Annotated in this window: 21 protein-coding genes; 16 read left to right on the forward strand and 5 right to left on the reverse strand. The window is 64.5% G+C overall.

The window, feature by feature from the left end:
* Positions 1–61: 61 nt before the first annotated feature.
* Positions 62–2,734 (reverse strand): valine--tRNA ligase, encoded by a 2,673-nt coding sequence (valS, locus tag DEHOM01_RS06395; protein ID WP_061212019.1) that lies wholly within the window; start codon positions 2,732–2,734, stop codon positions 62–64.
* Positions 2,735–2,935: 201 nt separating this feature from the next.
* On the opposite strand from valS, the gene DEHOM01_RS06400 reads away from it, so the two are divergent.
* The 4 genes from DEHOM01_RS06400 to DEHOM01_RS10230 are packed head-to-tail and all read left to right on the forward strand — an operon-like array spanning position 2,936 to position 6,669.
* Positions 2,936–4,243 carry a PAS domain-containing protein gene (locus tag DEHOM01_RS06400; RefSeq protein ID WP_061212020.1) on the forward strand — a complete coding sequence of 436 codons (1,308 nt, stop codon included), beginning with the start codon at positions 2,936–2,938 and terminating at the stop codon, positions 4,241–4,243.
* Complete coding sequence (locus tag DEHOM01_RS06405) at positions 4,243–5,025, forward strand: SDR family oxidoreductase (RefSeq protein WP_061212021.1); 783 nt, start codon at positions 4,243–4,245, stop codon at positions 5,023–5,025. Before DEHOM01_RS06400 ends, DEHOM01_RS06405 begins: the two co-directional genes overlap by 1 nt.
* Complete coding sequence (locus DEHOM01_RS10225) at positions 5,022–5,612, forward strand: ABC transporter transmembrane domain-containing protein (protein ID WP_245630670.1); 591 nt, start codon at positions 5,022–5,024, stop codon at positions 5,610–5,612. Before DEHOM01_RS06405 ends, DEHOM01_RS10225 begins: the two co-directional genes overlap by 4 nt.
* A gap of 28 nt (positions 5,613–5,640) precedes the next feature.
* Positions 5,641–6,669 (forward strand): ABC transporter ATP-binding protein, encoded by a 1,029-nt coding sequence (locus tag DEHOM01_RS10230; RefSeq protein WP_245630671.1) that lies wholly within the window; start codon positions 5,641–5,643, stop codon positions 6,667–6,669.
* A gap of 7 nt (positions 6,670–6,676) precedes the next feature.
* Here DEHOM01_RS10230 and DEHOM01_RS06415 read toward each other — a convergent pair whose 3' ends face one another.
* From DEHOM01_RS06415 to DEHOM01_RS06425, 3 genes are all read right to left on the reverse strand, one after another.
* The gene (locus DEHOM01_RS06415; protein ID WP_061212022.1) at positions 6,677–6,952 is read right to left on the reverse strand and encodes a 2Fe-2S iron-sulfur cluster-binding protein; all 276 of its coding nucleotides are present in this window, start codon (positions 6,950–6,952) and stop codon (positions 6,677–6,679) included.
* A gap of 61 nt (positions 6,953–7,013) precedes the next feature.
* A complete protein-coding gene (locus DEHOM01_RS06420; protein WP_061212023.1) occupies positions 7,014–7,679 on the reverse strand; it encodes a LuxR C-terminal-related transcriptional regulator in 666 nt (221 codons plus the stop codon).
* Positions 7,672–9,081: an ATP-binding protein gene (locus DEHOM01_RS06425; protein ID WP_061212024.1), complete on the reverse strand. Its 1,410-nt coding sequence runs from the start codon at positions 9,079–9,081 to the stop codon at positions 7,672–7,674. The genes DEHOM01_RS06420 and DEHOM01_RS06425 overlap by 8 nt, the downstream gene beginning before the upstream one ends.
* A 14-nt stretch (positions 9,082–9,095) precedes the next feature.
* Here DEHOM01_RS06425 and DEHOM01_RS06430 point away from each other — a divergent pair, with 14 nt between their 5' ends.
* From DEHOM01_RS06430 to ileS, 3 genes are all read left to right on the forward strand, one after another.
* A complete protein-coding gene (locus tag DEHOM01_RS06430) occupies positions 9,096–10,529 on the forward strand; it encodes a PspC domain-containing protein (RefSeq protein ID WP_061212025.1) in 1,434 nt (477 codons plus the stop codon).
* On the forward strand, positions 10,526–10,750 hold the full coding sequence (locus DEHOM01_RS06435) for a hypothetical protein (RefSeq protein WP_061212026.1): 225 nt from the start codon (positions 10,526–10,528) through the stop codon (positions 10,748–10,750). Before DEHOM01_RS06430 ends, DEHOM01_RS06435 begins: the two co-directional genes overlap by 4 nt.
* A gap of 264 nt (positions 10,751–11,014) precedes the next feature.
* Positions 11,015–14,314 (forward strand): isoleucine--tRNA ligase, encoded by a 3,300-nt coding sequence (gene ileS / locus DEHOM01_RS06440; protein WP_061212027.1) that lies wholly within the window; start codon positions 11,015–11,017, stop codon positions 14,312–14,314.
* Here the strand turns inward: ileS and DEHOM01_RS06445 are convergent.
* Complete coding sequence (locus DEHOM01_RS06445; protein WP_061212028.1) at positions 14,311–15,897, reverse strand: WXG100 family type VII secretion target; 1,587 nt, start codon at positions 15,895–15,897, stop codon at positions 14,311–14,313. The genes ileS and DEHOM01_RS06445 overlap by 4 nt on opposite strands.
* 233 nt (positions 15,898–16,130) lie before the next feature.
* Here DEHOM01_RS06445 and DEHOM01_RS06450 point away from each other — a divergent pair, with 233 nt between their 5' ends.
* The 9 genes from DEHOM01_RS06450 (at position 16,131) to DEHOM01_RS06490 (ending at position 23,674) form a co-directional block, all read left to right on the forward strand.
* Entirely contained in the window at positions 16,131–17,498 is a 1,368-nt protein-coding gene (locus tag DEHOM01_RS06450) for a bifunctional folylpolyglutamate synthase/dihydrofolate synthase (protein WP_061212072.1), read from the forward strand.
* Between the two features lie 5 nt (positions 17,499–17,503).
* The gene (locus DEHOM01_RS06455) at positions 17,504–17,902 is read left to right on the forward strand and encodes a DUF4233 domain-containing protein (protein ID WP_082738765.1); all 399 of its coding nucleotides are present in this window, start codon (positions 17,504–17,506) and stop codon (positions 17,900–17,902) included.
* 10 nt (positions 17,903–17,912) lie between these two features.
* Positions 17,913–18,341, forward strand: coding sequence for a nucleoside-diphosphate kinase (gene ndk, locus DEHOM01_RS06460; protein ID WP_034370289.1), 429 nt, complete (start codon positions 17,913–17,915; stop codon positions 18,339–18,341).
* A gap of 118 nt (positions 18,342–18,459) precedes the next feature.
* Positions 18,460–18,747: a hypothetical protein gene (locus DEHOM01_RS06465; RefSeq protein WP_061212029.1), complete on the forward strand. Its 288-nt coding sequence runs from the start codon at positions 18,460–18,462 to the stop codon at positions 18,745–18,747.
* Between the two features lie 120 nt (positions 18,748–18,867).
* The gene (gene ftsY / locus DEHOM01_RS06470; RefSeq protein WP_061212030.1) at positions 18,868–20,337 is read left to right on the forward strand and encodes a signal recognition particle-docking protein FtsY; all 1,470 of its coding nucleotides are present in this window, start codon (positions 18,868–18,870) and stop codon (positions 20,335–20,337) included.
* A gap of 138 nt (positions 20,338–20,475) precedes the next feature.
* Positions 20,476–22,068: a signal recognition particle protein gene (gene ffh, locus DEHOM01_RS06475; protein WP_061212031.1), complete on the forward strand. Its 1,593-nt coding sequence runs from the start codon at positions 20,476–20,478 to the stop codon at positions 22,066–22,068.
* A gap of 3 nt (positions 22,069–22,071) precedes the next feature.
* A complete protein-coding gene (locus DEHOM01_RS06480; RefSeq protein WP_061212032.1) occupies positions 22,072–22,707 on the forward strand; it encodes a hypothetical protein in 636 nt (211 codons plus the stop codon).
* Between the two features lie 221 nt (positions 22,708–22,928).
* Entirely contained in the window at positions 22,929–23,429 is a 501-nt protein-coding gene (gene rpsP / locus DEHOM01_RS06485; protein WP_061212033.1) for a 30S ribosomal protein S16, read from the forward strand.
* A gap of 2 nt (positions 23,430–23,431) precedes the next feature.
* Positions 23,432–23,674, forward strand: coding sequence for an RNA-binding protein (locus tag DEHOM01_RS06490; protein WP_016663066.1), 243 nt, complete (start codon positions 23,432–23,434; stop codon positions 23,672–23,674).
* The last annotated feature ends 53 nt before the right edge of the window (positions 23,675–23,727 follow it).

Consider the following 23,727-nt stretch of genomic DNA (forward strand, 5'->3'; position numbering starts at 1 on the left):
TCAATAAACATGGCGCCCCCGCCGCTAGCTGCGGCGGGGGCTGAGCCGCGGTTTGCTCGGCCTACTTCTTCTTCGCGGGCGGTTCGCCGAGCTCGACCTTCGACAGCGTGATCGCACCGTCGGTCGAGGGCTCAAGCGTGAGCTCCTCGATCGAGCCAAGCGCGCACACGTCGAAGCGAGCGCTCTCGAACTGCGAAAGTGCCGCCTCGGGGAGGGCGAGATTCGCGCGAAGCATGGGCGTCTTCTGCGAGACCTTTGCGTCGCTCTTGACCTTGCGCACCGAAATGATGGCCTCGCTCACCACGCGCAGGAGCGATTCGTCCTGGCCGGCTGCGGCCTTGGCGAGAGACGCCGAGGTGGGCCATGCCTGCTCGTGAACCGAGCCTTCGCGCCACCAGCTCCACACCTCGTCGGTGGCAAACGGGAGGTACGGCGCGAAAAGGCGCAGCAGGGTCTCGAGCGCAATTGTGAGAGCCGCGCGAGCCGAGGCTGCGGGGCCTTCGCCAGCCGCACCGTGTGCGCGATTCTTCACGAGCTCAATGTAGTCATCACAGAACGTCCAGAAGAACGGCTCGATGACCTCGATCGCACGTGCGTAGTCGAGCTTCGACATTGCCGCGCTCGCCTGATCCACGACGCTCGCGAGGGAGGCGAGCATCGCGCGGTCGAGCGGCTCGGTGACAGCGGCTGGGTCCGCAGGAAGGGTGCCCTCCGGGTCCGACGCCACTTCGCCAAAGCCGAGCGCAAACTTCGAGGCGTTGAGAACCTTGATCGCGAGTCGGCGGCCGATCTTCATCTGGCCCTCTTCGAACGCCGTGTCCGCTCCCTGGCGGGCACGCGCCGCCCAATAGCGCACGCCATCCGAACCGTACTTCTCGAGAAGGTCGATCGGCGTCACGACATTGCCTTTCGACTTCGACATCTTCTTGCGGTCCGGGTCGAGGATCCAGCCATTGATGCTCGCGCCCGTCCACGGAAGCGAATCGGTGAGAAGATGCGAGCGCACGACCGTGCTGAACAGCCACGTGCGGATGATGTCGTGGCCCTGCGGGCGAAGATCCATCGGGTAGACCTTGCCGAAGAGATCCGGGTCATCGAGCCAGCCGGTCGCGAGGAGCGGCGTGAGCGAGCTCGTCGCCCACGTGTCGAACACGTCCGGGTCGGCCGTGAAGCCGTTCGGCTCATCGCGCTGAGACCCGTCGAAGCCTTCGGGCGTATCGAGGGTGGGATCCACGGGAAGGCGATCCTCGGAAGGAATGAGCACGCGGTCGTAGTCGATTTCGCCCTTCGCGTCGAGGCCGTACCACACGGGGATCGGCACCCCGAAGTAGCGCTGGCGGCTCACGAGCCAGTCACCCGTGAGGTTCTCGACCCAGTTGCGGTAGCGCGAGGCCATGAATCCCGGATACCAGGTGAGTTCCTCGCCGCGCTTGAGCAGCGCCGTGCGCAAAGTGCCGTCGGCCTCATCGCGCCCACCGTTCGTGATGTACCACTGGCGGCTCGTGACGTACTCGAGTGGCTTATCGCCCTTTTCGTAGAACTTGACCGGGTGGGTGATCTTCTTTGGCTCGCCCACCATGTCGCCCGTCTCGGTGACCATCTCAACCACGCGCTTTTGCGCGCTGAACACGGTGAGGCCCACGAGTTCGGCGTAGCGCTCACGGCCCGCCTCGCTCGTGATCCACGGGGCGTCCTCGAGGAATCGGCCGTCGCGGCCGATCACGGCGCGCGTGGGAAGGTCGAGTTCGCGCCACCAAATCACGTCGGTCGCATCGCCGAACGTACAGATCATCGCGATGCCCGCGCCCTTATCGGCCTGGGCGAGCGGGTGCGCGAGAACGGGCACCTCGACCTCGAACAGGGGCGAGAGCACCGTCGTGCCGAATAGCGACTTATAGCGCTCATCGTCGGGATGCGCGACGAGCGCGACACACGCGGGAAGAAGCTCCGGGCGAGTCGTCTCGATGAACACCTTCTCGCCGTTATCGGCGCGCGTGAAGCCGAGGCGATGGTACGCGCCCTCGCGGTCGTGGTCCTCCTGCTCGGCCTGCGCCACCGCGGTGCGGAACGTGACGTCCCACGGGGTCGGCGCCTCGGCCTGATAGGCCTGGCCGTTCTTCAAGTGCGTGAGGAATGCCTTCTGGCTCACGGCGCGCGAATTGTCGTCGATGGTCTGGTAGCGCAGGTTCCAATCCACCGAAAGGCCGAGGGTGCGGAAGGTGTGCTCGAAGGTCTTCTCGTCTTCCGTTGCCAGCTCGAGGCACAGCTCGATGAAGTTCTTGCGGCTGATCGGCATCTGGTTTTGAGGCTTCGCGGTCTTCGCGTTGCCGCCGCGGTGGGGCGGTTCGAAGTTCTCCACGTAGGGGAGGCTCGGATCGCAGCGAACGCCGAAATAGTTTTGCACGCGGCGCTCTGTGGGCAGGCCGTTGTCGTCCCAGCCCATCGGGTAGAACACGTCCTTGCCGATCATGCGGTTGTAGCGCGCGAGGATGTCGGCCTGGGTGTACGCAAACACGTGACCGATGTGCAGCGAGCCCGAGGCTGTGGGCGGAGGAGTGTCGATCGAGAAGACCTTCTCGCGACTTGTGTCTCGGTTAAACGCGTAGACCTTCGCGTTCTCCCAGCATGCGTCCCATTTGCTCTCGAGCCCGTCGAGGCTAGGGCGGTCGGGAATCGAGGGGCTCATTGGTGCGGCGGTCGAGTCGTGACCTGCGTCGTGGCTGTTTTCGCTCATGTGCCTCATTGTTTCACGCATGCACGCATCGGTGGTGCTACGGGGGCGTGAGATGCCCCAACGACAAGCACTGAAAATACCCCTTCGCGCAGGGCCCTTTGTGCCAGGTAGGTCCCTAGATGGCGCGTACTATAGGGGCGAGCCGGCGTCGGATCCTCCAGTGCTCCGGTTCCCCACGACGCACACGAGCGGAAGGTCCCCATGAAGCGCCCCGACCCCACAGGCCACGAACTCGAGTTCGAGGCGGGTGAGCTGTTCTTCTCGACGACCGACGAACGCGGCCACATCGACAAGGCCAACGACGTGTTCGTGCGGCTGTCGCGATACGAGGCAAGCCAGCTCAAGGGCGCCCCGCACAACATCATCCGCCACCCCGATATGCCCTCGGGCGTCTTCCGGCTGCTGTGGGATTCCGTCGAAAAAGGCCAGCCTTTCGCGGGGTACATTCGTAATCTTTCGTCCGACGGTAGCCACTACGACGTGTTTGCTACGGTCACCCCACTTCCCGAAGGCGGGTACCTTTCCGTGCGCTCAAAACCCATGAGCCGCGCGACCTTTGACGACGTGTTCGAGGCCTATGCCGTGATCGTTGCCGAGGAAAACAAGCTGCGCGAGCAGGGAAGGAGCGCCCGCGAGGTTGCGGGCGTCGGAGCAAAGCTCGTCGATAATGCCGTGCGTGATCTCGGCTATGACGGCTATGAGGTGTTCCAGCGCAAGGCGCTTTTGCGTGAAGTGATGATGCGCGAAGAGGCGCTTGAGGGCAGCCTGGGCATGGTAGTCACGAACACGATCGACCTCATCGTGCGCGCCGCCCTCGGCATTCACGCCGAGGTCAGCGTGCTGTCGTTCGATCAGGAAACGCTCGAGACGATCGCGGGCTACACCGACTCGGTTTTGCGCCGTATTCGCAAAGACATCGACCTCCAGGCAGCAGCCGAGCTCGGGCTGTGGGATTCGAGCGACAACGCCCTGCGTCCCCGCCTCAGCTCTCTCACGGGCGAGCTTTCGACCCTCGCCGCGCTTTCGCGCGAGACCCAGTTCCAGATTTCCCTTGCGCGGCTTCAGTCCGCGATGGTCACACAATTCGCGGACGAGCGCTTCGAAATCGAAGAACCCACCGCGCGTGCCGAAGCCAATAGTGCGATCCGCGACCTCGTCGCTGCACTTCTTGCGGACCTTGACGTCATGCTTCAGCACATCGGTTCGCTCCACGTCGCGATCGGCCGTGCCCGCACGTCGATCAGTAGCGTGAGCGCGAAAATGCGCGAGAGGCGCGAGCTCGTGGACGAGTTCCTCGATGAGTCCTTCGCGAAAGGCACCGACCTTTCCGCGCGCGCCGAGGCACTTGAGCCCCACTTCAGCCAGTCGGTCATCGATGCCGACGTCGCCCTTTCCCGGCTTGAACGCCTCGAAAAGGCCCTGAGTGATTTTGATGCCGAATATGATGCGGAGCCTCTCGAGCGTATGCGCGAGCAGCTCCTCGATGCTCTTGAGCACACGGAGGTGTGATGGACATGAACTCACGAGGCCCACGAACAGCGGTTGTCACCGGCGCGAGCTCCGGAATCGGGCGCGCTACGGCGCTTCGTCTCTATGAGGAAGGGTATCGAGTTCTCGCGATCGCGCGTCGGCGCGAGCGACTCGAAGACCTCGCCCGCATGGTGAACGATCCCGAAAAGTTTGATGTGCTGCCGTGCGACGTTAGCGTCGACGAGGATGTCGCGCGCGTTGCCGACTACGTCGAGCGCGAGTTCGGCGGAGTGCTCACGTCCCTGTGCAATATCGCCGGTGGTGCACTCGGCGTCGAGCAGGTCGCCGATGCAGCCTTCGACAAGTGGGAGGGGATGTTCCGGTCCAACGTGATTGGCTCGGGCCGTGTCACGAAGGCGCTCCTTCCGGCCCTTGAAGCAAGCGGGCACGGCGACGTCGTGTTCCTGACCTCGACGGCGAGCCAGGCGGCCTATGAAGGCGGATCCGGCTACAACGCCGCGAAAGCGGGCGAACACATGATCGCCGCGGCGCTCCGCCTTGAACTCGCCGGCAAACCAATCCGGGTCATCGAAATCGCCCCGGGGCTCGTGCACACCGAGGAATTCAGCCTCACGCGCCTCGGCGGCGATCAAGCTGCCGCCGACAAGGTCTACGAAGGCGTGGAAAAGCCACTGACTGCCGACGACGTCGCGGATGTCATCGCGTATTCCGTGAAGCTCCCGCACCACGTGAACCTCGATCTCGTGACCCTGCGGCCGCTCGCGCAAGCTGCACAGCACAAGCTCATTCGCTCCGCGTGAGGCCGCTCGAGCTTCCCGATACGGGGCTCAACGACGGCCAAAAGGTCGAGACCAGGCGCATCCTCGCGCTCTTTTCCCCGCACAGGGCGACCCTCGCACTCGTGCTCGCGCTCATCGCGCTTGGCGCAATCACGGGAGTGCTCTCGCCGTTTCTCGTGCGCGAGATCGTCGACGTTGCCCTGCCCGAAGGCAACATCGCCCTGCTCACGTGGTGCGCGCTCGGCATGATCGCCGTTTATGCTGCGGGCGCGGTTTTCAGCGTGCTCCAGTCTTTCCTTTCCACACGAGTGGGGCAGGCGATCATGCACGACCTTCGCGTGCGAGTGCTCGCCCACCTCCAGCGCATGGGACTGCCCTTTTTCACCTCGACCCGCACGGGGGAAATCCAATCGCGGATTTTCAACGACATCGGCGCCATGCAGTCCGTCGTCACGAACGTGGCCACCCAAATCGTCTCCGCGAGCGCCACGATCCTCATGAGCGCCCTCGCGATGATCGCCATGGACTGGCGGCTCTTCCTGTTCTCGCTCGTCACCACATCCATCGCCTCCGTTCTGAATCGACGCGTTCGACGCCGAATCTCGTGACCTCTCGAGGCTCGAAGTTGAATCGGAAATGGCGGGCCGCTGGATGCAGGGCCTCTACTCGGTGCTCCTGTGGGTTATTCCCGCCCTCACCTACCTCCTCGGCGGGGTGCTCTTTATCAAGGGCCTCGGTGACCTGACGATCGGCACCCTCGTCGCGTTCGTCGCGATGCAAACAACACTCTTTCCTCAGCTCAACACGCTCCTGCGCGTCGCCACCCAGGTTCGCGCGAGCCTCGCACTATTCACGCGAGTGTTCGAGTATCTCGACCTCGACATCCCCATCAAAGAAGCCGCGAATGCACGGACATTTCCCGGCGGGCGGGCGCGCGGGCACATCAGCTTCGAGGGCGTGACATTCACGTACCCGAGCGCACGAAAAGCGACGATCGAGGACGTCTCCTTCGAGGTCCCGTGCGGGGCGCACATCGCCCTCGTTGGCAGCACTGGAAGCGGCAAAACGACTCTCGGATATCTCCTCTCACGCCTCTACGACGTGAGCGAGGGGCGAATCCGTATCGACGGCATCGACGTGCGCGAGCTCAAGCTCGACGCGCTCGCGGGCGCCGTCGGAGTGGTCACGCAAGAGACCTACCTGCTTCACGCGAGCATTGCGGAGAACCTGCGGTTTGTGATGCCTGAGGCGAGCGAGGCCGACATGATTGCCGCGTGCGAGATTGCACAGATCCACGCGCACATCGAGTCGCTTCCGAACGGCTACGACACGGTGGTGGGGGAGCGGGGCTACCGCTTTTCGGGAGGCGAAAAGCAGAGACTCGCGATCGCACGTACCATCCTTCGCGACCCGCCCATTCTTGTACTCGACGAGGCAACGAGCGCGCTCGATACGGTGACCGAGCGTGCCATGGGTGGAGCACTGCGGTCCCTCAGCGAGGGACGCACGACCATCTCGATCGCGCACAGGCTTTCAACGGTGCGCGACGCCGATCAGATTCTCGTCGTCAAGAGCGGGCGCATATGCGAACGCGGCACCTACGACGAACTGCTTGCCGCCGGCGGAGAATTCAGCCGCCTCGCCACCGGCGAGCGCCGGTCCTAGGTTTGGTTCAGGCCTCGACTTCGATGTGGCCCACGCCGCGATCCACACAGCACGCGATGCGCGTGCCGTGTTCGTCCTCTTCGAGGTACTCGTTCTCGTACTCGACTTCGCCGCTCACGAGCGGCACGACGCACGATCCGCACGTGCCGCCTTCGCACGAATACTTCATAGGAACACCAGCATCGAGGAGCGCCTGGAGAAGAGACGTATCCTCGCCAACCTCGACGGTCACGTTGGACTTAGTGGCGGTTGCGGTGAACGGTTCCTTGTCAAAGAGACCCACGGAAAACTCCTTGCTTCGAGACATCGTGAGGGATCAACGCACTCAAGCATGACACACGCCGCTAGATCACTCGCTTCTCACGCGCCCAGCGGGAGAGCTCGTAGCGATTTGTGAGCTGAAGCTTCTTGAGCACGTTGGAGACGTGGGTCTCGATCGTGCGATCCGAAATGAACAGCGCCGAAGCAGCCTCGCGGTATGTATGACCGCGCGCAATAAGCTTCATGACCTCTTGCTCGCGCGGGCTCAAAAGATCCATCTCGCTGGGCATGGACGGCGCAACGCCACGGAAAGCATCGAGCACGAATCCTGCGAGGCGAGGCGAGAACACCGCGTCGCCTTCAGCGATTTTGTGGAGTGCTGCGGCGAGCTCTTCGCCCGTCGTGGACTTCGTGACATAGCCGCGCGCGCCCGCGCGGATCACGGCGATCACGTCAACCTCGGCGTCCGAGACCGAGAGGGCGAGGCAGCGCACCGGTTCGCCAGATTCGGTTGTGAGGGATTCGAGAGCTTCGGCGACCTCCGCGCCGCCGCCTCCGCCCCCTCCGGGCAGGTGAACGTCGAGCAAAACCACGTCCGGGCGCAGCTCGCGGGCCTTGTCGATTGCCTCCTCGACGGTGAGGGCAATGTCGACGATTTCGATGCCGCCGAGCCTGCTGAGCTCTTCACTCACACCCGACGCGAAAATGCGGTGGTCATCGACCACGAGCACGCGAATGTTCTCAGCCATGGCGTTGGTTGTCCTGTCTCTCAAGCACGAGTGATACTTCGCAGCCGCCGCCGATCGCGCCTCGCACGCTCGCGAAGCCTCCGGCGCGGGCCATGCGTCCAAGGATAGACTCGCGCACCCCGAGACGCCCTTCAGGGATGGCACTCATGTCGAAGCCCTCGCCGCGATCACGCACGAAAACCTCGATGTTCTCGCCTGTCGCGTCGAGGAACACCTGCACCCCCACCTTGCCGTGTCGCGCGGCGTTGCTCGTGGCCTCGCGAAGCGCGAGAAGGAGTGGTTGATAGCCGTCCACGAACGGTGCATCGCCGACGCATACAACTTCGATCGGGACCTCGTGTGCGCGTTCCGCCTCTTCGGCGGTGCGGGTGACTGCCTCGCGAAGGCTCTGCGGCGGAGCTGCCGCAGTCCGTGGCGTGGCGTAGGGCGGCGCGGAGCCGGGGGTGATGTTCCCGTAGAGCCAGCGGCGGAGCTCGACTTCCTGCTGGCGCGCGAGATGTTTCATGCGCTCGGGAGGTGTGGACTCGCGCTGGATCACGGTGAGTGTTTGGAGCACCGAGTCGTGAAGGTGCGAGGCGATTTCCGCCTGGTGGTCTGCGAGTGCGCGCTCGCGGGATTCCTCGCGCATGCCTGCCCACAGGCGTCGCGTCCAAGGCACGACGAGAATCGCGGCGAGGGCGAGTGAAAAGAGGGTCGCGGCGGCGGTGATTCCCATCGCGCGCACCCCGAGGAGGGCCCCGACGATCACGAGTGCGCCTCCCACGAGGAGGAGACCGCCAACAACGACCGCGCCCGTCACGGCTAGAGGAAGGTTCGAGACCCTTCCCGTCCAGCGAGCCGTGTCGACGCTCGAGAGTGGCAGCGTGCCGAGGGCGATACCGGCCGCGAGGATGCCCGCGCCGATCGCGAGGGGTGCCTGGATGTCGATATCTGGCAGGAGCGCCGGAAGCACTCCGACGCTGACGATCGCGACGGAGGCCCCCACGATTCCTGCGAGGATCGCCCACCGCACGGCGGTGCCAAACGGCGTGTGGCCGCCCTCGAGAGGAAGCGCTGCCTGCCGAAGAGCAGGCTTGCCTCTGACGGGAGCGCTCGACAGTTCGGCGAGAACTTCGCGTTCGTGCTCGCGGTCGAGCGGAAGGGCCCACCACGCGAGGACGTACACGAGCATCACGCTCCCGCCAATGCCGAGAAGCGCGTAGAGGGCCAGCGGTGTGAGGTCGAGAAGGAGTGTCGCGGGGAGCACGCACGCGAGCGCGAGGCCGCCGAGCGCGAAGAACGTGCGCACGGCAGCGACCGGAATCCCCATGGCGTTTGCGAGGGCCGCGCACACTCCTGTGAGTTCCGCACCGACGCGCTCGCGTGTCCACGCGTGCGCGGTCGGTTGGAGGAGTTCACTCATGCGACCATAGTGACATGACATCCCCCTCGGCGCACCGCGAGTCTCCTCGCGATGCCGGGCGCACCGACCGCACGATCGCCGCGCTCGCGACCGCGCAGACGAACTCGGACGCGACGACTTTCGCGCTCCGCTATGGGCTTGCGCGTCGCCCCGGCGAGGGGCTCGCCGCAGGCGTGTGCACGGCTCTCGCGCACGCCTACGGGCTGCCCGTGAGGCTCGTGCGCATCTGGACGCTCGCGCTCGTGCTTCTTGGCCCCGGTCTCTTCGTGTATCTCGTTTTCTACCTTGCACTTCCGCGCCCCGAACGCGTTCGTGCACGCGGGGGAGTGGAGGTGCGAGCTGGTGCCGAGAACGCCCGCTACGACACCCCCGCGCGTGCGGTGATCCGCAGGCGACCGCAGCCGGGGGACCTCATCGTCGCACTCCTCGTACTTCCCGCCCTCGCTCTCGGCGTCGCGATCGTGTGGGCGTACATTGTGTATGCCCCGATCGTCCTCGCATTCCTCGTCCCGATCTCGCTTGTGCTCGGCGTCATCGTCGTCTGGGGTGGGTGGCGCGCAAGCCGCGCCCGCACGACCTACCTGTTCATGCGTCTTGCCGAACAAGCCGGCATCATCGACGATCGCGAGGCGCTTCGCACACTCGCGCGGCTTCGAAGCGAAGCACCGGCTGCATGGGGCGCGGAAGGTGACCCCAACAGCCCCGACTCGAACGATGCACGCGGCGCAGGCATGATCAGGGGGCGCACGGTCCTGTGGCTTTTCGCGGCCTTCGTTTTTCTTGGCGTCGCCGTTTTCTCCCTCGTCAGCTACCTCCCTGGCCTCTTCCCGGCACTTAACCCGAACGGGCCGCTTGAAGTCATCCCACGCGTGGGTGTCGGCGCCGCCGCCATCACGCTTGCCTGCGGCACGGTGCTCATCATCGCGGGAGCGCGAGGCAAGCGCAGCCGTCAGATTCTCGCGTTCGGGATCGCCTCTCTGCTCGTCTTCGCCGTGTCCGTGTCGTGGGTGCGCCTGACCGACTCACGCGGCAACGCCCCTATCTACATGAGCGTCGATGAGTTCCAACCCGGTTCCTACCTCGAGTGCACCGGCGGTGGCGTGCGCGAATGGTCGCGCCCCGTCGTGATCGACCTGAGTGAGCTTGGCGATCCCCCGACGGATGAAGAGGCGCGGGCCTCGTGGGCCGTGGCGAATGGCGAGCCAGATCCGCTCCTCGTGGACCTCTCGCTCACAATCGTGTGCAATCGCAGCGTCGGCAACATCACGGTCATCCTTCCCGAAGAGGACTGGCGCGTGAACTCGACCCTCGCTTCGACTCTCGGCACAACGACGAATTCGGAGGCAAAGGGGTATAGCCGCTGGGACCCGTCGCACGTCACCATCCAGATCGATGGCCGCACCATCTTCGGCGACGTCACCTACGTGCGGGAAGGAGCGAAAGCATGAGACGCGATTCATTCACGTTTGCCGTCGGGGTCTTTCTCGTCGCCATGACCGTGTTCCTCGCTCTCGTGCTCATCCTTGGCGGTGCGATGCCCGCGTGGGTGACCGCGGCTGGCGTCATCGTGATCCTGTGCGTATGCATGCTGCTCGGCTCTTTCGGGAAGCCTCGCCCCGAAAGCGGCGAGGACGATCACGAAAGTGACCGTGACGCGCCAGCCTCGTGATACTTTTGGTCTCAAACGGCGTCGATCCGGCCATCACCGGGTAGCCGCGGGAAGAACGGCAAGCGTCGGGCTCTTACGCCCCCGCGCCGCCAAGTAGAACCTGCCGGGACCAGCCCGTCACAGCTGAGGAAAGAGTGAGCGCTAGGCGAAGCCCCGCGAGCCGCGCGCTAACCGAGGTGGTACCGCGCCCTCGTGCGTCCTCGGGCCCGAAGACTACACAGCTAGGTCGTGGCCCCAGGTCACGCATAAAGCCGAGGAGCGCGCATGGCATACCCCAAGAACGGTAAGAGCCTCACGAGTTCAACAAATCTCCCGAAGCTCGAGGACGAGGTGCTCGCCTTCTGGAAAGAGGACGACACATTCGCCGAATCCATTCGTCGCCGCGAGGGCGCCGAAGAGTTCGTGTTCTACGACGGCCCGCCGTTCGCGAACGGCCTGCCGCACTACGGCCACCTCCTCACCGGCTACGCGAAGGACGTCGTCCCGCGCTACCGCACCATGCGCGGCAACCTCGTGGAGCGCCGTTTCGGGTGGGACACCCACGGGCTCCCCGCCGAGCTCGCGGCGATGGAGGAACTTGGCCTCACCGAGAAGCGCGAAATCGAAGAGATGGGCGTGCAGGCATTCAACAATGCCGCGCGCGGCTCCGTGCTGACGTACGCGAACGAATGGATCGATTACGTGACGCGCCAGGCGCGCTGGGTCGATTTCGACAACGACTACAAGACGCTCGACGTGACGTTCATGGAGTCGGTGCTGTGGGCGTTCAAGCAGCTCTACGACAAGGGCCGCGCGTACGAGGGCTACAAGGTTCTTCCGTATTGCTGGGTTGACCAGACCCCGCTTAGCAGCCATGAGCTGCGCATGGACGACGACGTGTACAAGGACCGCCAGGATGCCTCCGTCGTCGTCACGTTCCCGCTCACGGGTCAGAAGGCGGCAGAGCTCTCACTCGACGGAGTCAAGGCGCTCGCATGGACGACGACCCCGTGGACCCTCCCCACGAACTTCTCGCTCGCGGTGGGCCCGGAGGTCGAGTACGTGACGGTTCCGGCGGGCCCGAACGGAAGTTCCGACGGCACCCCCGCTGGCGGTGCGACCTACCTCCTCGCGAAGGATCTCGCGGGCGCGTTCGCGAAGGAACTCGGCTACGACGGTGAAGAGGACGTTCTCGCGGCTCTCGGCGAGCGTGTGTATGCCGGTTCCGAACTTGAATACGTCGAGTACAGCCCGCTGTGGGACGTGTACGCACAGGACCGCGAAAAGTGGGGCCTCGAGAAGGCCTGGATCATCACTGTCGCCGACTACGTCTCGACGAGCGACGGTACGGGCATCGTGCACCAGGCGACCGCGTACGGTGAGGACGACCAGAAAATCAACGCCGAGTACGGCATCCCCGTGGTGGTGAGCGTCGACGAAGGCGCAAAGTTCCTCGAGACGTTCCGCGGGACTGCGCTCGATTCGATCGTGGGTCTGCAGGTGTTTGAGGCCAATCGCCCTCTCATCCGCCTTCTTCAGGCAGATGGCCGGCTCTTCCAGGAGAAGAGCTACGTGCACAGCTACCCGCACTGCTGGCGATGCCGCAACCCCCTCATCTACAAGGCCGTCGGCTCGTGGTTCGTGAAGGTTGCAGACCAGCGCGAGCGGATGCTCGAACTGAACGAGGACATCAACTGGGTGCCCGGCAACGTGCAGCATGGCCAGTTCGGAAAGTGGCTCGAAGGCGCACGCGACTGGGCAATCTCTCGCAACCGCTACTGGGGTACGCCTATTCCTGTGTGGAAGAGCGACGACCCGAACTACCCGCGCATCGACGTGTACGGCTCGCTCGCGGAGATCGAGGAAGCCTTCGGTGAGCTCCCGCGCGATGAGAACGGCGAGGTGAACCTCCACCGCCCGTATATCGATGACCTCACGCGCCCGAACCCCGACGACCCAACGGGGAAGTCGACCATGCGCCGCATCGAGGACATTTTCGACGTGTGGTTCGACTCGGGCTCGATGCCGTTCGCGCAAGTGCACTACCCCTTCGACAACGAAGAGTGGTTTAACTCGCACAACCCGGCCGACTTCATCGTCGAATACATCGGGCAGACCCGCGGCTGGTTCTACGTCATGCACGTGCTCTCAACCGCACTGTTCGATCGCCCGGCCTTCAAGAACGTCATCTGCCACGGCATCGTCCTTGGCGACGACGGCAACAAAATGTCGAAGTCGCTCAGGAACTACCCGGATGTACGCGAAATGTACGATTCGTACGGCGCGGATGCGATGCGCTGGTTCCTCATGAATTCGCCAATTTTGCGCGGCGGCAACCTGGTGGTCGCGGAAAGCAACATTCGCGATGCAGTTCGCACGGCCGTTCTTCCGCTGTGGAATACCTGGTACTTCCTCGCCCTGTACGCGAACGCGGCGGGGGAGAAGGATTCCGACGGTAAGCCGACCGGCTACGACGCCAAGGTTCGCTATGACTCCGAGGACGTCATGGACCGCTACCTGCTTGCGCGTACGGGGCAACTCGTTCGCGAGGCGCAGGACTGCCTAGACGAATTGCGGATTGCCGACGCCGGTGAAGCGATCGCCCAGTACCTGGATGCGCTCACGAACTGGTACGTGCGCCGTTCCCGCGAGCGTTTCTGGGAGGGCGATGAAGCGGCGATCGACACGCTATACACGTGCCTCGAGACCCTCGTGAGGGTTGCCGCGCCTCTGCTTCCGCTCGTGACCGAGGAAATTTACCGTGAGCTCACGGGTGAGCGGAGCGTGCACCTCACCGACTGGCCCGATGCTTCCCTGTTCCCCGCGGATGACGCGCTCGTCGAGGAGATGGACGCCGTGCGCCAGGTGTGTTCGCAGGGCAACGCGCTGCGCAAGAAGGAGGGCTTACGTGCCCGCCTCCCGCTCGCGGAGCTGACCGTCGTGGCGGCCGATGCTGCACGCCTCGAGCCGTTCACCGACATCATCCGCGATGAGCTCAATGTCAAGGCCGTGCGCTTGCTCGATGTCGCGAGCGAGGAGGCCGGAAAGATGGGCGTCGAGCAGCGCTTGAACGTCAATGCCCGCGTCGCTGGCCCGCGCCTCGGTAAGGACGTGCAGCGTGCGATCAAGGGCGCGAAGAGCGGCGACTGGAGCGTCGCCGAGGATGGCACCGTCACCTCGGGCGGCCTCGACCTCGTCGAGGGAGAGTACACGCTCGACCTCGTTGCGGGCGAGAGCTCGGATGCGGAAGGCCGTTCAATCGGGGTTCTGCGCGGTGGTGACTTCATCGTTCTCGACACTAGTGTGAGCCCCGAGCTTGAGGCCGAGGGCCTTGCGCGTGACGTCGTGCGTGTGGTGCAGTCCGCTCGCCGCGAGGCAGGCTTCGAGGTTTCGGACCGCATTTCGCTCGCGGTTGCGGGATCCGAAAGTGTTCTCGAGGCCGTGCGTGCGTTCGAGACCCTCGTTTGCCACGAGGTTCTCGCCACGAGCGTTGCGTATGGCGAGGGTGCGCTCGCGGGCGCCGACTTCGAGACGACCGAGAAGGTCACCGGGGCGAGCGTTACCGTTCAGGTGAAGCGCGCTTAACGCCACTTGTCGAGAAGGTCATCCGGTGGCGGGGGAATCGAGCGGTCGATTCCCCCGCCATCGTTTGTGCCGCCGGGCTCGATGGCGGTTGCGGGCTCGCGAACGAACTGGACGTTTATGTCTTCGACGAGCGTGAGGCCTTCGCCCATGTAGAGGCCGTCGATGTCCTCCTTGACTTCGAGCAGGTCGGGATTGAGTTCCTGCTGCGAGAGGAGCGTTGGGTAATAACCGTAGCGCGGGTCGATCGAGCCGTCGGGTAAGCGCCGAAGCGAGTCATGAACGGCAAACGCGTCATAGCCGGGCAGTGCGACTTCGAAGGGGGCGTGCCCCGGTTTGAAGAGGCTGATGCCCGTGTTAAGGCCTGCCTTGTGGTCGTTCGCGGGGGTGAGGGCAATGTTGGTGACTTGCGGTGAGTGTGGGCCGCTGAGCCCGTCGAGGTCGAGTAGCGGAACGGGATCTATCTGGAAAGAGGTCCCGACATGCGCGCCGTCTCCAGCACTGATCTCGGCGAATGCTTTCGGTCCTTGTCTGTGGCCGATCGCGAACACCCGCGTATTGGTCTGCGCGGGAATGTATGCGTCCACGGGGGAACCGAAGGTGATGACATCCGTGACGTTGTAGCCGTTTTCGCCGTTGAACTCATGTTTCGAGGAGAGCGCGACGGATACAAGGCCGCCCTGAGAGTGCCCAACGAGCATGACGTTTGCGCCTTTGGGAACGCCCGCGGCTTCGAGCGCAGCGCGCGCGTTCTTCATCGTCGTCACGTCCTTGCCCGCCATGATCCCCATGTTCGAGGCCCAGTCGCGCGAGTTGCCTGCGGTTCCATCCCACGCCTTTTCCGTGCCCATACCGATCTGGGTGGGAGGCACGTACATCACCCAGGTGTTCTCTCCCGCCGCGGTGCGAAAGTGCTGGATGCGGTAGTTTTCGCGGTCCTCGCCCGCGCCTAGTGCGTGTCGCGCCTCCTCGGTGAAGTAGAGCAGGTCCGCGAGTGTGCGCGGTGGGTGCGAATCCGTGTAGGCGGAGATGCCGACGAGTTCGCTTGGCTCAGTCGTTGGGGTGACCGTGAAGTGAGGGTTGTGGAAGTGTTTCCTGCCGAGCGCGCTGGCATAGTCGATGGCCTCAAGCGCGATTTTGCCGATCTCGTGGTTGAACGTGTGGGTATTGGGCCTTCCTATTGCTCGAACGCGTTTGGAGCCGCGGCCAAACAGGCTCCTCATCCCCTCAGTGAGACCCGCGAGGACACCGAGCCCGAGTGCCTGCGCACGCGCCGCTTCCGTGGAACCTAGGGCGGGTGCCGAACCGGCGCCTACGCTCGCGCTCGACGCCGCATCCTGCTCGAGCGCATTGTTCTCGAGCGCGTGCGCGAGTGCGAAAAGCTGCCGTACGGCGTCGTGCATTCCCGGTGCGACAATGCTCGAGACACGCGCGCGGAAGGCTTCGGCATCCGCGCCCTCCCAAGCGACCACCCCCGCTTCGTCTTTCACGCGAGTCGCATCCGCGGTGAGCCTTCCCGCAAGGTCGTTGAGGGCGCGCGCAGAGTCTCGCGCCTGATCGGTGTCCATGCCTAGAAAATCGCCCACGCCTTACCCCTTCGCGCTTCCCGTGAACCGCGGCGTCCCCTGCGACCGCGTGTTCAACTTGAGCGTAGGCAACCGTCGGACTCCACGTGTGCGTGCCGAGGCGCCTGGGGGTGGCCGTGAGGTGTGGAGCACGAGCCGCGCCCTGGGCGGCCCCCGCGGATCCCCTCTCCGGCAGGGCCGCACTACACTGAAAGCCACGTATCACCGGCGCGAAAGGCAGAGTGAAGCAGGACATGGCACGGCCAGGCGGCATCGAGCACAGCGAAGCGTTCACGAGGGCGTGGGCGGATCTGCAATCGCGCGCCCCCGAAAACGAGATCGAGCCGAGCCTCACACGTATAGCGCGCCTTCTCGAGCTCATGGGGCATCCCGAGCGCGCATACCGCACCCTCCATATCGCGGGCACGAACGGGAAAACAACGACCGCGCGTATCGCCGAAGCGCTCCTTATTGAGGCGGGCCTTCGGACGGGAAGGCTCACGAGCCCACATATGCACACCCCCACCGAACGTATTGCGCTCGATGGGCACCCCATCAGCGAAGAGGGCTTCGTCCAGGCGTACGAAGACGTGCTCCCTTTCGCCGAGATCGTCGACCGAGAATTCGCCGAGACGGGCGTGCGAATCAGCATGTTTGAATTCCTCACGGCCATGCAGTTCCAAGCATTCGCGAGCGCACCGGTCGACGTCGCGATCGTCGAGGTGGGCCTCGGGGGCCGCTGGGACGCGACGAACGTGATCGATCCCGACGTCACCGTGATCACCCCGATCGCCTTCGATCACCAGGACTACCTCGGGGAGACGATCGAGGAGATCGCGGGGGAGAAAGCGGGAATCCTCAAGGAAGGGGCGCTCGCGGTGATCGCCGCGCAGCAGTTCTTCGGCGCGCTTGACGTGCTCAAGAATCGCTGCGCCGAGCTCGGTGTCTCCGCCGCGATCGAAGGCGAGCAAATCGGCGTGCTCGACCGCGTGCCCGCGGTTGGCGGGCAGATGATCGCGGTGCAGTCGATCGCCGCGCGCTACGAGGAGGTCTTTGTTCCGCTTCTGGGCGCCCACCAGGCACACAACGCTCTTCTCGCGATCGCTGCGGCAGAGGCACTCCTCACGGGTGGTGATGCCCCGCTCGACGGCGATCTCGTCCGCGCGGGCCTCGAGCGCGTGACCTCCCCGGGCCGCGCCGAAGTTGTGCGCCAGGCACCCACGATCCTCGTTGACGCCGCGCATAACCCCGCAGGTGCCGAAGTGCTCGTTGAAACGGTACGCGAGAGCTTCCGGTTCACGCGCACCGTGGGCATCGTGGGCATCCTCAAGGAGAAAGACGCGAGCGAAATCCTCGCGATCCTCGAACCACTCTTCGACATCGTCGTGATCACCGAGAGCACTTCGCCGCGTGCGATCCCCACGGATCTGCTGGCGATGGAAGCACGAGATATTTTCGGAGATGAGGACCGCGTGATCGAATGCGCGAGCCTGCCCGATGCGATCCAAGCAGCGGTGGACGCTGCCGAACAGGGCGGGGATGATTTCTCGGGCATCGTGGCCACAGGCTCGATCACGCTCGCGGCTGAAGTACGCCAGCTTCTTGGCCGGGTGGGGGAGTGAGGAACGTGGACATCACCCCCTCCACCCGCAAGTCGGGCGCGCAGCGCATGCTGTGCGCGACGATTCTTGCCTGCGAAGCCTTCGTGGCGCTTTTCGGTGGTCTTGTCGCTCACGGCCTCGCGCCTGACACACGTCTCGTGAGTTGGATTCTTGCCCTCGTGCTGCTCGTCGTGTTCATTCTCGCGGCGCGCTTGCTCTCGAAGGGCCAGGCGTGGCCCTACTGGTTCGGCCTCGCGCTCCAAGCGCCGCTCATCCTTTTTGGACTCTTCGTGCCCGCCATGTACGTCGTTGGCGCATTCTTCGCGGTGCTCTACTGGCTCGGTGTGGTCAAGGGGCGCCAGCTCGACCGAGAGAAGGACGCGATCGATCGTCGTGTTCTGGGAGATGATGCCGCCGCACGCTAAGGTGAGAGGCATGACACAAGAACGCACGCTCATTCTTCTCAAGCCTGATGCTGTGAAGCGTCAGTTGCGTGGCGAAATCATTCGTCGCATCGAGCAAAAGGGCTACGAGATTCTCGCGCTCGACCAGCGCGCTGCGAGCCTCGAGGAGCTCACAGCGCACTACGCCGAACACGAGGGCAAGCCATTCTTCCCGCCCATGCTCGAGTTCATGAGTTCGGGTCCGCTTGTCGCGCTGGTTGTCGCGGGGGAGGAATGCATCGCGGGGATGCGTACGCTCATGGGGGCGACAAAACCGACGGAGGCCGCCCCCGGCACGATCCGCGGTGACCTGGGTCGCGCCTGGGATAAGCCCGTGATTGAGAATCTCATCCACGGTTCGGATTCGCCCGAATCGGCTGCGCGCGAGATCGCTATTTGGTTCCCGGCTCTTTCGGCGTGACGCGCGCGTGGGGTCGAGGCTCCGTACGGGATTCGCTATCGCGAAGAACACACGTAAAGTCAGGACTCACGGCCTTCGCTCGCGATCTTTCGAGTAAAGGTGAGGTAAAATTTCGGGTATGGAATCTGTCATCCTCTTCATGCTTGTGGCCGTCGCACTGGCCGCGGGGCTCATCGCCGTCGTTGTGATGTCGCAGAAGAAGTCGGGCAATCTTCCCTCGCGTTCGAAGGGCTCGCCGAAGTCAGTGAGCCGTACCCCCTCGGCGTCAATGCGCGCGAGCGTGCCCGTTCAAGCCTGGCCCCTGCGTGAGCGTGAAGGGCGCAGCGCCGCATCGCGCACGGATCGTGACTCATCAAATACCGATCAAGCTGAAGCAGAGGGCGAGCCGTTGCGTCTCGCTTCGTGAGGTGCTGCACGCGCATCGTCTCACCACAGCCACGCCCGCGCTTGCGCGGGCGTTTTCGTACACTAGCGAGGAAGTCTTTGCCGCGCGCCCTCACGTGCGTGGCTGGTTAAGGGAGGGCTAATGGACTTAAACGAACTGATATTGACCCTCGTCGCAAGCGGCGGCGGCGTCGCCGTCATCGCGGCGGGGTTGTGGGCGCTCACGCGGCCGTCGGGAAGTGACACCGACGGCAAAGAGGCGCCGGAGAAAGATGCCAAGGGTGAGCGCAAGGAAGCCGCAAAGCCGGAGCGTCCCGCCGCCCCCACGTGGGGGGAGTCGCTTTCGGCGCCGGCTAAGAAACCCGCGCGCGAAGCGGAAAGTGAAGAGGAGGAGGGAGCCGACGCCTCCCAGGCTCCCGTCGACGCCGAAGTGCCGCACGAGGGCGGCGTGCAGGCATCGGACACACCTGAGGCCACCCCTGCCGCACCCGTGGCGCCCGCTGAAACCGTTGAACCGGTCGAGCCCGTCGCGCCGGTCGAACCCGTTGAAACTGCCGAGCCGGTCGACCCCGTTGAACCCGTCGAGCCCGCCGAGCCGGTTGCTCCGGCCGAGGAAGTCGAGCAGGCGGACGTCGAAGCCGAGCCGCACACCCCCGTCGAGGCTCCTGAGCCGACCGCCGATCGCATGGTGCGCCTTCGCGAGCGCCTCCAGCGCTCCGGTTCGATTGGCCGCGGCATCCTCGCACTGCTCACGAGCGGTGAGATCGACATGGACACGTGGGACGAGATCGAGGAAACCCTCCTCATGGCCGACCTCGGCCCTGATGCGACCGACGAACTGATGGAAGCGCTGCGCGAGCGCGTGCAGGTGCTCGGCACGAAAGATCCCGACGCGATCCGCGAAGTGCTGCGTGAAGAACTCGTCAAGCTCGTCAACCCCGGCCTCGACCGTCGACTCGCGGCGAGCGCGATCGAGGCGCCCGACGGTTCGATGGTGCCGAGCGTCGTCATGATGGTCGGCGTCAACGGAACCGGAAAGACGACGACGACCGGTAAGTTCGGTCGCGTCCTCATTGCCGAAGGCCGCACCGTACTCTTTGGGGCTGCCGATACATTCCGTGCCGCAGCCGCCGAGCAGCTCCAGACGTGGGGCGAACGGGTGGGCGTCACAACCGTGCGCAGCGAACGCGAAAACGCCGATCCGGCCTCGGTCGCCTTCGACGCTGTTCAGGCCGGCATTGACCAGGGTGTCGATGTCGTCGTGATCGATACGGCCGGTCGCCTCCAGAACAAGAAGGGGCTCATGGACGAACTCGGCAAGATTCGCCGCGTCGCCTCGAAGGCTCTCAAGGGGGCCGAGATCCAGGAGGTCATCCTCGTCCTTGACGCGACGACCGGCCAGAACGGCATGCAGCAGGCGCGCGTGTTCGCTGAGGCCGTGAACGTCACGGGCATTGCGCTCACGAAGCTCGACGGCACCGCGAAGGGCGGCATTGTCGTCAACGTCCAGCGCGAGCTCGGTGTGCCCGTGAAGCTCGTGGGTCTCGGTGAAGGCATGGACGACCTCACGCCGTTCGACCCGTACGGGTTCGTGGACGCACTCCTCGAGTAGTTCCCCTCACCCCTTTCGCGCGAGCCGGAGCGCACCGACCCCCGTTACAATGGGTGCGCTCCGGCTCGCGAGGTGCGCCCCCACGGGTGCGCGCCGTCACCTCGCTCGCCGCCCCAAGTTTCCCGAGGCTATTTTTTCGTGTTTGACAATCTTTCCGATCGTATTAGTAAGACCCTCAAGGGCCTGCGTGGCCAGGGCCGCCTCACTGAGGCCGATATCGACAAGACCGTGCGCGAGATCCGCCGCGCACTGCTTGACGCGGACGTCGCCGTCCCCGTCGTTCGGCAGTTTGCCGCGCGCGTGCGCGAGCGTGCCCTAGGCGCCGAGGTGTCGAAGGCCCTCAACCCCGCGCAGCAGGTCGTCAAGATCGTGCACGCCGAACTTGTGGAGGTTCTCGGCGGTGCGACCGGCGGGCTCCAGTTCGCGAAAAACCCGCCGACCGTCATCATGCTCGCGGGCCTCCAGGGCGCCGGTAAAACGACACTCGCCGGCAAGCTTGCCAAGTACCTCAAGGACGAGGGTCACACGCCGCTGCTCGTTGCGTCGGACCTCCAGCGCCCCAATGCCGTCAACCAGCTCCAGATCGTCGGTGAGCGGGCGGGCGTCAAGGTGTTCGCTCCCGAGCCCGGCAATGGCGTGGGGGACCCTGTTGTCGTTGCCCTCGACGGTGTCGCGACGGCGGCGCACGAGCAGTACGACGTTGTGATCGTTGATACCGCGGGCCGCCTCGGCATCGACGAAGAAATGATGCAGCAGGCGCGGGATATCCGCGATGCCGTCAACCCCGACAACACCCTTTTCGTCGTCGACGCGATGATCGGCCAGGATGCCGCGCGCGTTGCCGAAGCGTTCCGCGACGGCGTGGGCTTCACGGGCGTGGTGCTGTCGAAACTCGACGGCGATGCACGCGGTGGCGCGGCCCTCTCCATCACGGGCATCACCGACCGCCCGATCCTCTTCGCCTCGACCGGTGAGGCACTCGGTGATTTCGAGCGGTTCCACCCGGACCGCATGGCGAGCCGCATCCTCGATATGGGCGACGTGCTTACCCTCATCGAGCAGGCCGAAAAGCGCATGGATCGCGAGGAAGCCGAGAAGGTCGCCTCGAAGCTCGCGCAGGGCGAAGAATTCAACCTCAACGACTTCATGTCGATGCTCCAGCAGATCAAGTCGATGGGCTCGATGAAGAAGATGCTCGGCATGATGCCGAACATGCGCCAGTACAAGCAGGCGATCGATCAGTTCGACGATTCGATGATCACCCGTATCGAAGCAATGGTGCAGTCCATGACGCCGTTCGAGCGCGCGAACCCCAAAGAGATCAACGGCACACGCCGAGCACGCATCGCGAAGGGCTCCGGCACGACCGTGACCGAAGTGAATCGTCTGCTCGATCAGTTCAAGCAGATGCAAAAGATGATGGGCTCGGTAGGTAAGGGCCTGGCTGGCGGCGGCGGTTTCGGGGCGCCGGGCATGGGATTTGGCAAGAAATCCCGCGGACGCATGCAGTCCCCGAAGAAAAACAAAAAGAAGTCCCGTTCGGGCAACCCTGCGAAGCGCGCAGCCGAAGAAAAGGCGTGGGCGGAGCAGCAGGCCCAGAAGAAGGGTTCGGCCTTCGGCGGCGCGGGCGCGTTTGGAGGGGCGGGGAATTCCGCCGACGCCAGCGCCGACTTGTCGAACCTCGACATGAATCAGCTTCCCCCAGAACTTCGCAAGATGCTCGGAAAGTAGCCGATGTCCACCGTCACGACCGGTAGCCTTCCCGCTCTCACCTCGGGACTTCGATTCCCCACGTCGAGGCGTGGCGCGCGCTACTGCATCGATAACGTCGATCGTTTCCTCGACACCCTAGATGAGGAACTCGTGCTCACCGAGGGAGACGTCGAGCGCTCGTTCGCTCTCGCCGAGCGTATTGAGGCGCAGTCGTTCCCGCGCGTCGGGCTTATGCGCGAGGGCTACCAGGCAGCCGTCGTGGACGAAGCCCTCGAAGCGGTCGTGCGCGAACTGCGGGCCGATCCGCTCAGCGAGCACAATGCCCTCGTGATTTGCGTGGATGACTTTCTCGCGGCGCATCAGCCACTGACGTGGGCCGACGCGCAGGCCGGCGCCGTTGGTGGAGCCGTGAGGCTGTACGAACGCTCGAGCGTAGAAAAGGCCTTCGCTGACTTTCGCGCTATCGCCACGGCCGGCGATACGCACGAGACGCATCGCAAGCTCAGGCAGTTCCGCAAAGAGCTCAGGCTCGCGCGACTCGGCGATTGGGAGAGCGGGGCGGGTGCCGACGGCGAGGGGTATCCCGCGTTCGCCGTCGATCGGTTCTTTGCGCTCAGTATTTCCGACCATTGCTCGGCGCCTCTGTCTGGCGAGTAACGGCGGAGGCGCAGCGGCCGTCGGATCCTCAACTGTGCCCGGTGGCACACGCTACGGCCTTTCGCTGAGGGGCCGGTTTCGGGCATAATTGACCCTTGTATGTGCCCGCTCCGGAGCCCTCTACCCGGCCGGGCACGTCCAGCCGAGGAAAGCGCAGCTTATGTTGACCCCACGGGCGGCGCGATTCTCACCCATTCTTACGCAGAAGGAGAGACAGCCTCGTGGCCGTCAAGATTCGTCTAAAGCGCATGGGCAAGGTCCATGCACCGGTTTACCGCATCGTTGTTGTTGACTCGCGCAAGAAGCGCGATGGCGCCGTGATCGAAGAGATCGGCAAGTACAACCCGAACGAGCAGCCCTCGTTCATGGAAGTTGACTCGGAGCGCGCGCAGTACTGGCTCGGCGTGGGTGCCCAGCCCAGCGACCAGGTCGCCGCGATCCTCAAGGTCACCGGTGAGTGGGCAAAGTTCAAGGGTGAAGAGGGCACAGAAGGCACCCTCAAGCCCAAGGAGGCAAAGGTGAGCGCCGAAGAGCGCATCGCCGCCGCTGACAAGGCCGCCGCTGAAAAGCGCGAAGAGGTCAAGGCCGCCAAGGAAAAGGCTGAGGCCGAAGCCGCCGCTGAGAAGGAAGCCGCTGAGGCTGCCGAGAACGCCGAGTCCTCCGAGGAGTCGGCTGAGGGTGCCGAGGCCGAGACTTCCGAAGAGACCACCGAAGAGGCCTGAGCATGAGTGCCCGCGCCGAAGCTCTCGCGCACCTCGTGTGCGGGATCGTCGACAACCCCGATGACGTGCGCGTCAAGGAAAAGTCGACCCGCCGGGGGCCGCTGCTCGAAGTGCGCGTTCACCCCGATGATCTCGGGCGCGTGATCGGGCGTTCGGGTCGCACGGCCCGGGCGCTGCGCACCGTGACCACGGCACTGTCCAACGACGACATTCGCGTGGACATCGTGGACACCGACAAGCGCTAACGGTGACAACGCACCTTGAGGCGGCAGCAACGCTACAGTGTGGCGCGGCTGCC

Origin of the sequence: Dermabacter hominis NBRC 106157, from assembly GCF_001570785.1 — a bacterium.
Classification (GTDB): Bacteria; Actinomycetota; Actinomycetes; order Actinomycetales; family Dermabacteraceae; genus Dermabacter; species Dermabacter hominis.

Coding starts and splice junctions, on each gene's coding strand:
- valS (WP_061212019.1), bottom strand. CDS start 2,734: ATGAGCGAAAACAGCCACGACGCAGGTCACGACTCGACCGCCGCACCA.
- DEHOM01_RS06400 (WP_061212020.1), top strand. CDS start 2,936: ATGAAGCGCCCCGACCCCACAGGCCACGAACTCGAGTTCGAGGCGGGT.
- DEHOM01_RS06405 (WP_061212021.1), top strand. CDS start 4,243: ATGGACATGAACTCACGAGGCCCACGAACAGCGGTTGTCACCGGCGCG.
- DEHOM01_RS10230 (WP_245630671.1), top strand. CDS start 5,641: ATGGCGGGCCGCTGGATGCAGGGCCTCTACTCGGTGCTCCTGTGGGTT.
- DEHOM01_RS06420 (WP_061212023.1), bottom strand. CDS start 7,679: ATGGCTGAGAACATTCGCGTGCTCGTGGTCGATGACCACCGCATTTTC.
- DEHOM01_RS06425 (WP_061212024.1), bottom strand. CDS start 9,081: ATGAGTGAACTCCTCCAACCGACCGCGCACGCGTGGACACGCGAGCGC.
- DEHOM01_RS06430 (WP_061212025.1), top strand. CDS start 9,096: ATGACATCCCCCTCGGCGCACCGCGAGTCTCCTCGCGATGCCGGGCGC.
- DEHOM01_RS06435 (WP_061212026.1), top strand. CDS start 10,526: ATGAGACGCGATTCATTCACGTTTGCCGTCGGGGTCTTTCTCGTCGCC.
- ileS (WP_061212027.1), top strand. CDS start 11,015: ATGGCATACCCCAAGAACGGTAAGAGCCTCACGAGTTCAACAAATCTC.
- DEHOM01_RS06450 (WP_061212072.1), top strand. CDS start 16,131: ATGGCACGGCCAGGCGGCATCGAGCACAGCGAAGCGTTCACGAGGGCG.
- ndk (WP_034370289.1), top strand. CDS start 17,913: ATGACACAAGAACGCACGCTCATTCTTCTCAAGCCTGATGCTGTGAAG.
- DEHOM01_RS06465 (WP_061212029.1), top strand. CDS start 18,460: ATGGAATCTGTCATCCTCTTCATGCTTGTGGCCGTCGCACTGGCCGCG.
- ftsY (WP_061212030.1), top strand. CDS start 18,868: ATGGACTTAAACGAACTGATATTGACCCTCGTCGCAAGCGGCGGCGGC.
- DEHOM01_RS06480 (WP_061212032.1), top strand. CDS start 22,072: ATGTCCACCGTCACGACCGGTAGCCTTCCCGCTCTCACCTCGGGACTT.
- DEHOM01_RS06490 (WP_016663066.1), top strand. CDS start 23,432: ATGAGTGCCCGCGCCGAAGCTCTCGCGCACCTCGTGTGCGGGATCGTC.